This is a genomic window from Devosia sp. XK-2, from assembly GCF_037113415.1.
GTDB lineage: Bacteria > Pseudomonadota > Alphaproteobacteria > Rhizobiales > Devosiaceae > Devosia.
Window position 1 is genome coordinate 1873674 of the sequence record NZ_CP146608.1, and the last position, 12734, is coordinate 1886407.

The following is a 12734-nucleotide window of genomic DNA, read 5'->3' on the forward strand; positions in this document are numbered from 1 at the left end:
ACACCACTGCCACGGAACAATGTTTTAAGGAGGCGCTGCTAGGGTTCGCCCATGTTCGTGCAGCCCCTCAGCGAGAACTGGCCCAGTGACGCCCGGTCGGCAATGTCGGCCGACCCAACACCGTCGCAGCGGGGGTTCCTGGCACAACTCCGTACCCTGACCGGCATGGCCGGCGCCGGCCTCGTCACCAGCGGCATGCACTGGCTCGAGGTGGATGGTGCCCGGCCTTCACCCGCCTTTTCGCCCGACCTGCTGGGACCGAGCGGATGTATTGCCCTGCCCGGCGATTCCATGGGGCCATTCATTGTGGCCGTACCGGTACCGTCCATCGACCCGGCGCAAAGGTACTGGCTGCTCCTTTGGGACAGCGCGCCCAAACGTCAGGAACATGCCAACCTGCTGCTGGCCAAGCTCACCGAACTTGTCGGCCATGCCGCCATGGACAGGCGCCGGGCTGCCGAGATGCACCGGCGTTATCTGGTCGAACGCGCCTCCGCCACCGCCCGCATCGGCATCTGGAGTTGCACCCTGCCCGATGAACAATTGTCCTGGTCCGATGGCGTCTACGATCTCTTCGAGCTTCCGCGGGGCTCCGTTGTCAGCCGGGCCCAGGCCCTCAAGATGTATACCCCTGAAACACGCCGCCGCATGCAGGCCCTGCGCAAGCACGCCATTGAAACCCTGGGCGATTTCAATTTTGACGCCGAGATTGTCACCACCACCGGCAAGCGGCGCTGGATGCGGATCACGGCAACCGTGGATGGCGCCAATGGGCGCGCCACCCGCATCTTCGGCATGAAGCAGGACATCACCGAGGAAAAGCTCCTGGCGGAAAACACGAGGCGAATGGCCGAGACCGACGCGCTCACCGGCCTCGCCAATCGTGCCCTGTTTCAGACCCGGCTTACTACGCTCTGCGCAGTGCAATGCTCAGACAGAGCGGACGCCCTCATCCTGGTGGACCTCGACCGGTTCAAGGCGATCAATGACGAACTTGGTCATGCCCAGGGCGATCTCTGCCTGCTCGAGGCCGGCCAGCGGCTGCAGGCCTGCGCCCCCCGGGCCGCGCTTGTGGCCCGGATTGGCGGGGATGAGTTCGCAATCATCCTCGAACGCCAATCAGGCCAGGATCCAGAAGCGATCTGCGCAGGCATTGTCCAGGCGTTCGAAACGCCGGTCGGTCTTGGCGGACAGCACAGGAGGGTTGGGGCTTCCGTCGGCATGGCCCGTCGAACCGGACAAGACGCGGACGCACTCTATCGCGATGCGGATGCCGCGCTTTACCGGGCCAAATCCGCCGGCCGTGGCACCTGGCGCCAGCACGACGCGGCCTGAGTGGAAGAGCAGTATCGCGCTCACGGGCCGGCTCAAGTCGCTACGGTGAAACTGCATCCCCGGCTGATCGTACGCGGCTCTTCCGGGCCCGCGCCCGGCACCAAATGAAAGGGGCGGCACCCGGCCGCCCCAAGACAGATCCCGTATCAGAACGGAATATCGTCATCCATGCCGCCCGGCTCAAAGGCCGGCGCATTGGCCGAGGGCCGACGGCCACCACCGCCGCCGCCCGAATTGTCGCGCACCCCGCGGAAGCCGCCATTGTCACCGCCATAGCCGCCACTGTCCCCGGCGCCCTCGCCTCGACCATCCAGCAGCACCATGGACGAATTAAAGTTCTGCAGCACCACCTCAGTGGAATACTTGTCCTGGCCCGACTGGTCCTGCCACTTGCGGGTCTGCAACTGGCCCTCAAGATAGACCTTGCTGCCCTTGCGCAGATATTGCTCGGCCACCCGGGCCAGACCTTCCGAGAAGATCACCACACGGTGCCATTCGGTCTTTTCGCGCTGCTCACCGCTATTGCGGTCGCGCCAGCGCTCGGAGGTGGCCACCGACAAATTCACCACCTTGCCACCGTTCGGCAGGCTCCGCACTTCCGGATCATTGCCCAGATTGCCCACCAGAATAACCTTGTTCACGCTGCCAGCCATGGCGCTTATCCTTCCAATTCAGTCCCGGTCTGCCCGGTCGCGGGACGCTTTCTCTCATGGGTTGCCGCTGCTGCCCGGTGCGCAGTCCTCAACCCGGTCGCCGCACCATAGACCTTTCCTTGCCGCACACACGCGACAATTACGGTTCTTCACAGGCCGGCCATGTTTTCGTTCCCTTTATGTTCTATTTTTCACCGCACCTGTCAAGCCGCTCCGCATGCTGACAGCCATTGTCAGCAGTCCTGCTCCATTCCACTGGCACAGTGAGGGACCCGAACCATGGATTACACACAGGCGCTCTGGCTCTATACCATCCTGGTCTTCGGCATCATCGTCGTGCCCGGCATGGACATGTTCTATGTGCTCGCCAACGCGCTGACAGGCGGCCAGGGGCTGGCCATGTCCGCCTTGAGCGGCATCATGCTGGGCGGTGCGGTCCACACCCTGTTCGGCGCCCTGGCCGTTGGTATCCTGACGCAATTGCCCACCCTGCTCTTCCAGGTCATGATCCTGGCTGGCGCGCTCTACATGGCCTGGATCGGCTATACGCTGGTGCAAAGCGCCATCACCGTGGACGGCGTCGCCAAATCCCGCATCCGCTCCGGCTGGGTCGCCTTTCGTCAGGGCACCATCACCTGCCTGCTCAATCCCAAGGCCTATCTCTTCGTGCTGGCGGTCTTCCCCCAGTTCATGCGGCCCGAATATGGCCCGATCTGGTCGCAGGCCCTGGCCCTGGGTGTCATCACCGTCCTGATGCAGGGCGGCATCTATGGCGCGCTCGCCCTCGGCGCCGGCCGCGCCCGCGACACCCTGGTCGGTAATCCCGCCGCCACGATCTGGATTGGCCGCAGCGCCGGTGCCCTTTTCATTCTCGTTGCAGCCCTCACCGCCTGGCATGGCCTGACCATGACGGCAAACGCTTGACCGAATCCATGAATGTTCTATCTATGTTCACAAACTGCAATGGTGCTTTGGCAAGCTTGGCGGAAGACGCTAAACTGACGCAAAAGCGCGTGACTGGTGAGCGGATCGCTTGCCTGTTCGCGCCGTGCTGCCTATCTCCTGGCCTTCGCCCGCCGGTCCTCCCCCACGGCGCGACACGCAATTGGATTGAACATGACTGACAAGCCCAGCCTCAACCGTGAAATCATTGTGCGCGGCGCTCGCGAGCACAATTTGAAGGGCATCGATGTCAAGCTCCCGCGTGACAGCCTGATCGTGATGACGGGCCTGAGTGGTTCCGGTAAGTCCTCCCTGGCCTTCGACACCATCTATGCCGAGGGTCAGCGCCGCTATGTGGAAAGCCTTTCCGCCTATGCGCGCCAGTTCCTGGAAATGATGCAGAAGCCCGATGTCGAGCACATCGAGGGCCTTTCACCCGCCATCTCCATCGAGCAGAAGACCACCAGCCGCAATCCGCGCTCCACGGTCGGCACCGTCACCGAGATTTACGACTATCTGCGCCTGCTCTATGCGCGCGTCGGCGTGCCTTATTCCCCCGCCACGGGCCTGCCCATCGAGAGCCAGACCGTCTCCCAGATGGTCGACCGTACACTCGACCTGCCCGAAGGCACGCGCCTCTATCTCCTCGCGCCCATCGCCCGTGGCCGCAAGGGAGAGTTCAAGAAGGAACTGGCTGACCTGATGCGCAAGGGCTTCCAGCGCGTCAAGATCAACGGCGAATATCACGAGATCGAGGACGCCCCAGCGCTCGATAAGAAGTTCAAGCACGACATTGAAGTCGTCGTGGATCGCCTTGTTGTGTCGAAGGAAATCTCCGGCCGCTTGGCCGAAAGCTTTGAAACCGCGCTCAAGCTGGCCGATGGCATTGCCCTGGTCGAATTTGCCGACGAGAGGGAAGAAAGCGGCGAGCCGCGCCGCATCACCTTCTCGGAAAAATTCGCCTGCCCCGTCTCTGGCTTCACCATTGCCGAGATCGAGCCGCGCCTGTTCTCGTTCAACAATCCCTTCGGCGCCTGCCCGGTCTGCGATGGCCTGGGCACCGAACAAAAGATCGATCCCGATCAGATCGTCCCCGATCCCACGCTCTCCCTGCGCGACGGCGCCATCCTGCCCTGGAGCAAGACCAGCGCGCCCTACTATCAGCAAACGCTGTCGGCCGTGGTGAAGCACTATGGCGCCTCCACCGGCACCGCTTGGAACGAACTGCCCTTCGACGTGCAGCACGCCGTGCTCTATGGCACCGACAAGACCCCGATCAATTTCGTCTATGACGATGGCCTGCGCCAATACAAGACCACCAAGCCATTCGAAGGCGTCATCGGCAACCTTGAGCGTCGCTACAAGGAAACCGAAAGCGCCGGCATGCGCGAAGAGATCGAGAAATACATGTCCGCCAAGCCCTGCGTGGCCTGTGGCGGCTATCGTCTCAAGCCCGAGGCCTTGGCGGTCAAGATCGACAGCCTGCATGTCGGGCAGGTCACCGATATGTCGATCCGCAATGCATCGCAATGGTTCATTGACCTCTCGGACAAGCTGACCCCGACCCAGAGCCAGATCGGCGAACGCATCCTCAAGGAAATCCGCGAACGCCTGAAATTCCTCAACGATGTGGGCCTCGAATATCTCTCGCTCTCGCGCAATTCGGGCACATTGTCGGGCGGCGAGAGCCAGCGTATTCGCCTCGCCAGCCAGATTGGTTCGGGCCTGACCGGCGTGCTCTACGTGCTCGACGAGCCCTCCATCGGCCTGCATCAGCGCGACAATTCCCGCCTGCTCGAAACCCTGCGGCGCCTGCGCGATCTGGGCAATACCGTTATCGTCGTCGAGCATGACGAGGACGCCATCCTCACCGCCGATTATGTGCTCGATATCGGCCCTGGCGCCGGCGTCCATGGCGGCAGCATCGTGGCCGAAGGCACGCCGCAGGACATTCTCAATCACCCGGACTCCCTGACCGGCAAATATCTCTCCGGCCGTATGGGCATCCCCCTGCCCGCCGAACGCCGCGAGGGCCGCAAGGGCAAGGCGCTTTCCATCAAGGGCGCCACTGGCAACAATCTGAAAAATGTCTCGGTCGACGTGCCTCTGGGCATGTTCGTTGCTATCACCGGCGTCTCGGGCGGCGGCAAGTCGACGCTGATGATCGACACCATGTATCAGGCCATTGCCCGGCGCCTCAATGGCGCGCGCGTGGTTCCGGCCCCGCATGAGAGCCTGACCGGTCTCGAATTCCTCGACAAGGTCATCGATATCGACCAGTCGCCCATTGGCCGCACCCCGCGCTCCAATCCGGCCACCTATACCGGCGCCTTCACGCCCCTGCGCGAATGGTTTGCCGGCCTGCCGGAGGCCAAGGCCCGCGGTTATGGCCCGGGTCGCTTCAGCTTCAACGTCAAGGGCGGCCGGTGCGAAAAGTGCCAGGGCGATGGCGTGCTCAAGATCGAGATGCACTTCCTGCCCGATGTCTACGTCACTTGCGACGTCTGCAAGGGCAAGCGCTATAATCGCGAGACGCTGGAAGTCCAGTTCAAGGACAAGTCGATTTCCGACATTCTCGATATGACCATCGATGAGGGTGTCGAGTTCTTCTCGGCCGTCCCGACCATCCGCGATAAGTTCGCCACGCTCCAGCGTGTTGGCCTGGGCTATGTCAAGATCGGCCAGCCCGCCACCACCCTGTCGGGCGGCGAAGCCCAGCGCGTAAAGCTCAGCAAGGAGCTTTCCAAGCGCGCCACCGGCCGCACCCTCTATATGCTCGACGAGCCGACAACAGGCCTGCACTTCCATGACGTGGCCAAGCTATTGGAAGTGCTGCACGAACTGGTCGAGGGCGGCAATACGGTCGTGGTCATCGAGCACAATCTCGAAGTCATCAAGACCGCCGACTGGATCATTGATCTCGGCCCCGAAGGCGGCGATGGCGGCGGCGAAATCGTAGCCGTGGGCACGCCTGAAACGGTCGCGGAGAATCCACGCTCGCATACCGGGGTTTATTTGAAGGAAGTCATGGAACGCCGCCCGCATTATGTGACCAAAGCGGCGGAGTAGCCAGGGCCCATCACAAAGGCAACTGTCACCCTCGACTAACCTGAAGGCTCTTCGCGGGACCTCACCTGTTCGGCAAGAGGCCAATCTTCAAGTAACGCCCCTCGGGGAGGGGCGGGTACTCTCCACAGCCGGAGGTTGCGTATTCACAACTGGCGCTCGCTCAGTCTCCCTGATCTTGCCACGACCATCCACCCAGAGGGCCACCAAGATCGCGCCGACAACGGCCACAATCTCGTAGATTGTTCTGATAGCCGCCGTGGCTTGATACTCACCACCCGCTGCAGTGACCAAGAACGAAACCGCAAATGCTGCAAAGAACGTTACGACATAGCTGGCAATGAGCCCCGCGAAAATTGCTAGAATTCTGCGCATTTTGTCCCCATGTGTTTGCACGCCAAATATAACGATTTGGCCAGCGTCGGACAATTCTTCGAGCGTAGCTTGACTAAATCAACCCCATCCGTGCCAGCTCCGCCGCAATCTCGGCCGAATTCTCATTCGCCCCGGCCTCGAGATCTGGCGGTGCATCCTCAACCCGCAGATAGCGCCAGCCCTGGAAGGGCCGCTTGGGATAGGGCACCGTGCGGATGATATCGGGCGACATGATGATATCGCAATAATCCTTGCCCTCGGCGTCGGTATAGGGCGCCAGCCGCAGGATAGGCTGCCGGCAACAGATCGTGCCCGACATGACCCAATAGATCGAGGCCTGCCCTTCCATCTCTGCGCCGCGCTTGGGCATCATGCGGGTGCGATGCACATGCACGTCCTCGCCATAATCGGCGCCCCACCAGTGGGCGCGCTCGTCGCGATAGCTTTCCAGCTCCTCCACGCTGGAAACGCCAACGCAGAGCTTGACCATATGGATCATGCCAGCGTCCCCGGCGCGACACGCCCCTGGATCACGTCGATCTCGTCGTCATCGACAATCCACGGTTCCTGCAGAGCCAGGCCGCGCCATTCCTGGAAAGCCGGCAAGGCGTAGATGGCCTCCACATAGCGGCCGGCGACATCCGAGACCGGCAAGTCATAGGTCCTGAGCCGCGTTGCCAGCGGCGCATACATGGCGTCGGCAGCCGAAAATGTGCCGAAAAGATAGGGACCGCCAGACCGCGCCAGCAAATCGCCCCATAGCACCTCTATCCGGTGTAGATCGCGGCGAATGGCATCCAGATCGACCCGCCCCGGATAGGAACCACGCAAGTTCATCGGCGCATGATTGCGCAAGGCGTTGAACCCGGCATGCATTTCGGCCGCGGCTGCACGCGCCAGCGCCCGGTCGGCCCGATCCTGCGGCCAGATTGCCTTGTCCGGAAAGCTGTCCGCCAGATATTCGATAATGGCGATTGTCTCGGGCACAACCAGCGCGCCGTCGACCAGCACCGGCACTTTCCCGGTCGGGGACCGGGCTGCTAGGGTCTCGCGCCAGCCGGCCCCGGAAAGCTGCAGAACCTCGTCCTCGAACGCGATGTCGAAATGGCGCAGCACCAGCCAGGGCCGCAGCGACCAGGTGGAATAATTGCGATTCCCGATCAGGAGCTTCATCCAACATCCTCGCTTTCAAGAAGAAGGGCGCCCAGTGGCCGGGCGCCCTCCCCTTAAACTCTTCTGCAGTGAATAACTCCAACGTCTTTCTAGACGTTAGCAACCACGGAGAAAACCAGCCCCACAGAGAGGAGGCATACCAGAGCCCAGCTCATTGTCTGCCAGACATTCGGTTTGGTTTGACTGCGCATAGATCGCTCCTTGTCAGTCGTCCACACCGGCTCTTCAAGTTCCGCGTCGCTGCCAGACAGGACGCCAAATCGGCCGGTAATGAATCGTTAGCCGTCCAGCAGGTGGGAAGCAAGCGACCAAAGTGCAACACTCCGGCCCTGTGGAAAATGGCGTTTCTGCGTCAGAACAAGCCGAACCAAAGCCCCGCAATTCCCAAAAACGCAAAGAAACCAATGATATCGGTGACCGTCGTGACAAAGACCGCAGAGGCAATGGCCGGGTCGGCCTTGAGCTTGTCCAGGGTCAGCGGGATGAGAATTCCGAACGTTCCGGCGACAATCATGTTGATGACCATGGCCAGGCCAATGACGATCCCGAGCTGCACATTGCCGTAACGCAGCGCCGTAACGATGCCGATGAGTACAGCGAAAATGACGCCATTGACGACGCCCACCACCATTTCGCGGCGGATGAGGCGCCGCAAGCGGCCGCCATCGAGCTCGCGCATGGCCAGGGCGCGCACGGTCACCGTCATGGTCTGCGCGCCGGCATTGCCGCCCATGGAGGCCACAATGGGCATTAGCACCGCCAGCGCCACCATCTGCTCGATCGTGGCATTGAACAGGCCGATGACGAAGCTGACCATCACCGCGGTGAACAGGTTGACCACCAGCCAGGGCACGCGGCTGCGCACGGTGTCCAACGTGGTATCGGAGACGTCCTCGTCACCCACACCGGCCATCAGGCGGATATCCTCTTCCGCCTCTTCCTGAATCACGTCCACGATATCGTCGATGGTCAGCACGCCAACCAGCCGCTCGCTTTCGTCCACCACGCCCACTTCCACCAGGTCATAGCGCTCGAAGCTGCGCGCGGCCTCTTCCTGATCCTCTTCGGCATTCACCAGCACCAGATTGGTGTTCATGATGCTGTCGATTTTAGTGGCGCGTGGGGTGCGCAGGAACTTGTCGAGCGGCAGGGTGCCGAGCACCTTGTAGGACGCATCGACCACGTAAAGCTGATAGAACTCGTCCGGCAGATCCTTTTCGGTCCGCAGATAGTCGATCACCTGTCCCACCGTCCAGAAAGGCGGAATGGCGATAAAATCGGTCTGCATCCGGCGCCCGGCCGAATCCTCGGGAAAATCGAGACTGCGCTTGAGCGCCAGGCGTTCAAAGGTCGGAAGCGCCTGAAGAATCTCGTCCCGGTCTTCTTCTTCCAGGTCTTCAAGCAGATAGACGGCATCGTCATTGTCCAGCTCTGCCACGCCGCGCGCAATCTCGGCATTGGGCAGGGCTTCCATGATTTCGATGCGGATGCTCTCGTCGACTTCCGTCAGCGCCGAAAAGTCGAACTTCTCGCCCAGCGCCTGCACCAGCGCCAGGCGCTCATCGGCGTCGAGCTGTTCGAGCACGTCACCGACATCCGAATTGTGCAGTGGCGCCATGGCCAGGGCGACATCGTCCACCCGCTGCGCCGCGAGAAAGGCGCGCAGACGCTCCAGCCAGAGCGGACTGATCCGGCCTTCCGCGTCGCGGAACACATTGGTGTCATCCCCGGTCTCGAGGCCGGGCGCCTTATCAAAATCGTCGCTCATCGGGAGCCCTTTGCGTCTCTGGCGGGTTTCAGGGGCAATACAAGCATGTAGCCAATCCCCCAGTCCTGCGCCAGAGTGCCAGGACGCTTTTTCATCAATTGCGGAGGTCGCAAACCAATGACCAATGCCAAGGACGTCGAAGCCGGATTCTCCAGGCTGCTACGCCTGGTCAAAAGCCGCGGTCTGCCCGGCGTGTCTCGGGCGAAAGGGCCACCCCACGCGCTTATGGTCGCCGATATCGCCTTTGCCACGCTGCATGACAGTGCCACGCTGGCGCTCTGCTGCCCCAAGCATCAAAAGGTTCTGCTGATGGATATCTCGCCCAATGTCTATTTCGAGACCGATCAGCAGATCGGCCAGAACCTCGTTCTGGTGAATCTGGCGGCGATTGACGACGAGGAGCTGTCCCTGCGACTGCACGATGCCTGGGAATATGCCGCGCCGGACAATCTGCGCAAATACGTGGACTAGCACCAGCAGATGGCAAAGCGCCTCCGGTCCTGAACCGAAGGCGCTTTTTCTGGCAACTCTTGGCGCCGGCAGGCCTATTCCACGCGCAACCCGCTCTGCTTGTTGAAGCCATGCAAGGCGGCCAACGGCAGGACGAAGTCGATGCGGTCGGACTCGCCCAGGCTGGCACGGCCCTGCTGCACCAGGATCAGTGCCTGCTCAATCCCTTCGACCCGCACATAGAGATGGCTTTCGCCGCCCACCGGCTCGATCAGCTCCACCGTGCCACTCAAGGCGATGCCCTCACCGGCGCCAACCACCACCTGGTCAGGCCGAATGCCCACAATGTCGGTGCCTTCGGGCAGGTGTGGCATGGTCTGTCCCGCAACCGCCCTGATCGCCTCGACCGGCAATAGGTTCATCGGCGGCGAGCCGATAAAGCCGGCCACGAACAGCGAGGCAGGCTTATCGTAGAGCTCGATTGGCTTGCCCACCTGCTCAATCCGCCCGCCATTCATCACCACCAGCCGGTCCGCCAGGGTCATGGCCTCGAGCTGGTCATGGGTCACATAAACGCTGGTGGTCTTGAGCGAGCGCTGCAGCCGGCGGATTTCGATCCGCATCTGCCCACGCAGCTTGGCATCGAGATTGGAGAGCGGTTCGTCGAACAGGAAGGCCTTGGGCTGGCGCACAATGGCCCGGCCCATGGCCACGCGCTGGCGCTGGCCGCCCGAAAGCTGGCGCGGCTTGCGCTCCAGGAACGGCTCTATCTCCAGTATCTTGGCGGCCTCGTTGACGCGGCGATCGATTTCCGCTCGCGGCGTACCGCGGTTCTTGAGGCCATATTCCAGGTTCTGCCGCACGCTCATATGTGGGTAGAGCGCATAATTCTGGAACACCATGGCGATGTCGCGCTCGGCCGGCTCCTTGCTGTTCACCACATCCTCGCCAATGGCGATGGTGCCATCGGTAATGGTTTCGAGCCCGGCAATCATGCGCAGCAAGGTGGATTTACCGCAGCCTGAGGGCCCCACCAGCACCACCAGTTCGCCATCCTCAATGCTCAGGTCCAGCCCGTGGATCGCCGTGACATTGCCCTGATAGACCTTGCGAACGCCCTTGAGATCGATGCTAGCCATTTGTTCTATTTCTCCGTTTCGACCAGGCCCTTGACGAACAGGCGCTGCATGAAAATCACGATAAGCACCGGCGGCAGCATGGCCATGACAACGGCCGCCATGATGGTATTCCATTGCGGATCGGCGTCGGCGACCGCCGCCATGCGCTTCACGCCCATCATCAATGTGTAATATTTCGGGTCCGTGGTCACCAGCAGCGGCCACAGATATTGCATCCAGCCATAGATGAAGAGGATCACGCAGAGCGCCGCGATATTAGTGCGGCTGAGCGGCAAAAGAATGTCGCGGAAGAACTTCACCGGCCCGGCCCCATCCACCCGGGCCGCCTCCATCAGCTCATCGGGAACAGTCATGAAAAACTGGCGGAACAGGAATGTCGCCGTCGCCGACGCAATCAATGGAATGGTCAGGCCCAGATAGGAATTGAGCATCCCCAGATTGGCCACCACGGCAAAGGTTGGAATAATGCGCACCTCGACCGGCAGCATCAACGTGATGAAGATCAGCCAGAAGGCCAGCACCCGCCCGGGAAACCGGAAATAGACGATCGCATAGGCCGAGATGATCGAGATGGCGATCTTGCCCACTGTGATGATGATCGCCATCCAGAGCGAATTCCAGGCCATCAGCCAGAACGGGGCGACGCCACGCCGCTCTTCGGTCAGCACCTGCACCACATTGTTCCACAATTCTGCGCCGGGTAGCAGCGGCATCATGCCCGATGAAAGCGCGGTCGGCCCGTGGGTCGAGGCGATAAGGGCGATATAAACCGGGAACACCACGATCACGACGCCGCAGATCAGAACGAAATGCGTCAGGAAGGTCAGCCAGGGGCGATTTTCGACCATTGACCCGCCCTCCTAATATTGGACCCGGCGTTCCACATAGCGGAACTGGATCACGGTGAGCACGATGACGAAGAGCATGAGGATCACGGACTGGGCCGAGCTCGAGCCCAGATTGAGCCCCAGATAGCCGTCGGTATAGACCTTGTAGACCAGGGTATTGGTGGCCTGGTTCGGCCCGCCTGCCGTGGTGGCGTCGATCACCCCGAACGTGTCGAACATGGTGTAGTTGAGATTGACGATCATCAGGAAGAATGTGGTCGGCGACAGAAGCGGAAACACGATAGTCCAGAACCGCTTGAACGGCCCGGCCCCATCAATGGCGGCCGCTTCATTCAACGATTGAGGAACTGACTGCAATCCTGCGAGAAAAAACAGGAAATTATAGGAAATCTGCTTCCAGCTTGCGGCAATGACGATCAGGATCATCGCATGCGCGCCGTTGAGCTGATGGTCCCAGTCCACCCCGAAATAGCCCAGCATATAGGGCAGGATGCCGGTGGATGAGTTGAAGATGAACCACCACAAAATGCCCGCCACGACAGGCGAGACCGCATATGGCCATAAGAGCATGGTCGAATAGGCCGTTCCCGCGCGGATCAGCCGGTTCACGGCCACTGCCAGCACCAGGGCCAGGCCCATCGAGATGACCGTTACCGCCAGCGCGAACAGCGCTGTGCGCCCCACCGAAGCAAGATAGTCCGGCTCCTGGAACAGGCGCAGATAGTGCAACAGGCCCACAAAGCTGGTCGAAAGCCCGAATGGATCTTCACGTTCGAACGAGGATTTGACGGCCTGGCCGGCGGGCCAGATAAAAAAGATGATCGTGATGATCAATTGCGGCGCCACCAGCAGGTAGGGCAGCCCCTGAGAGGGGAAAACAGTGCGTTTGGTATCCATCGACCCGATCCGCGGAAGCGGTGCAGCCGCTCCGAAAAGACGAATGGGCGGGGCGCATCATCTGGCCCCGCCCGGCAGTGTCAGCGCG

11 protein-coding genes are annotated in these 12734 nt (G+C 61.4%); 4 read left to right on the forward strand and 7 right to left on the reverse strand.

What is annotated here, in order from left to right:
* Positions 1 to 51: 51 nt before the first annotated feature.
* Positions 52 to 1335, forward strand: coding sequence for a sensor domain-containing diguanylate cyclase (locus V8Z65_RS09025; protein WP_338723898.1), 1284 nt, complete (start codon positions 52 to 54; stop codon positions 1333 to 1335).
* Between the two features lie 146 nt (positions 1336 to 1481).
* On the opposite strand, the gene ssb is transcribed toward V8Z65_RS09025, so the two are convergent.
* Positions 1482 to 1988, reverse strand: a complete 507-nt coding sequence (ssb, locus tag V8Z65_RS09030) for a single-stranded DNA-binding protein (RefSeq protein ID WP_338723900.1) — start codon at positions 1986 to 1988, stop codon at positions 1482 to 1484.
* 279 nt (positions 1989 to 2267) lie between these two features.
* On the opposite strand from ssb, the gene V8Z65_RS09035 reads away from it, so the two are divergent.
* A complete protein-coding gene (locus V8Z65_RS09035) occupies positions 2268 to 2912 on the forward strand; it encodes a LysE family translocator (RefSeq protein ID WP_338723901.1) in 645 nt (214 codons plus the stop codon).
* Positions 2913 to 3104: 192 nt separating this feature from the next.
* Positions 3105 to 5999 carry an excinuclease ABC subunit UvrA gene (gene uvrA, locus V8Z65_RS09040; RefSeq protein ID WP_338723902.1) on the forward strand — a complete coding sequence of 965 codons (2895 nt, stop codon included), beginning with the start codon at positions 3105 to 3107 and terminating at the stop codon, positions 5997 to 5999.
* A 445-nt stretch (positions 6000 to 6444) separates the two neighbouring features.
* Here the strand turns inward: uvrA and V8Z65_RS09045 are convergent, their stop codons facing one another.
* From V8Z65_RS09045 to mgtE, 3 genes are all read right to left on the reverse strand, one after another.
* Positions 6445 to 6870, reverse strand: coding sequence for a DUF1489 domain-containing protein (locus tag V8Z65_RS09045; RefSeq protein WP_338723903.1), 426 nt, complete (start codon positions 6868 to 6870; stop codon positions 6445 to 6447).
* Positions 6867 to 7544, reverse strand: a complete 678-nt coding sequence (locus tag V8Z65_RS09050; protein WP_338723904.1) for a glutathione S-transferase family protein — start codon at positions 7542 to 7544, stop codon at positions 6867 to 6869. The genes V8Z65_RS09045 and V8Z65_RS09050 overlap by 4 nt, the downstream gene beginning before the upstream one ends.
* A 352-nt stretch (positions 7545 to 7896) precedes the next feature.
* Positions 7897 to 9312, reverse strand: coding sequence for a magnesium transporter (gene mgtE, locus V8Z65_RS09055; RefSeq protein WP_338723906.1), 1416 nt, complete (start codon positions 9310 to 9312; stop codon positions 7897 to 7899).
* A 117-nt stretch (positions 9313 to 9429) separates the two neighbouring features.
* Here mgtE and V8Z65_RS09060 point away from each other — a divergent pair, with 117 nt between their 5' ends.
* Positions 9430 to 9783 (forward strand): hypothetical protein, encoded by a 354-nt coding sequence (locus tag V8Z65_RS09060; protein WP_338723908.1) that lies wholly within the window; start codon positions 9430 to 9432, stop codon positions 9781 to 9783.
* Positions 9784 to 9857: 74 nt separating this feature from the next.
* Here V8Z65_RS09060 and V8Z65_RS09065 read toward each other — a convergent pair whose 3' ends face one another.
* The 3 genes from V8Z65_RS09065 to ugpA are packed head-to-tail and all read right to left on the reverse strand — an operon-like array spanning position 9858 to position 12646.
* Complete coding sequence (locus tag V8Z65_RS09065) at positions 9858 to 10901, reverse strand: sn-glycerol-3-phosphate import ATP-binding protein UgpC (RefSeq protein WP_338723909.1); 1044 nt, start codon at positions 10899 to 10901, stop codon at positions 9858 to 9860.
* A 5-nt stretch (positions 10902 to 10906) separates the two neighbouring features.
* Positions 10907 to 11749 (reverse strand): sn-glycerol-3-phosphate ABC transporter permease UgpE, encoded by an 843-nt coding sequence (ugpE, locus tag V8Z65_RS09070; protein WP_338723910.1) that lies wholly within the window; start codon positions 11747 to 11749, stop codon positions 10907 to 10909.
* 12 nt (positions 11750 to 11761) lie between these two features.
* A complete protein-coding gene (gene ugpA, locus V8Z65_RS09075) occupies positions 11762 to 12646 on the reverse strand; it encodes a sn-glycerol-3-phosphate ABC transporter permease UgpA (protein ID WP_338723912.1) in 885 nt (294 codons plus the stop codon).
* Between the last annotated feature and the right edge of the window lie 88 nt (positions 12647 to 12734).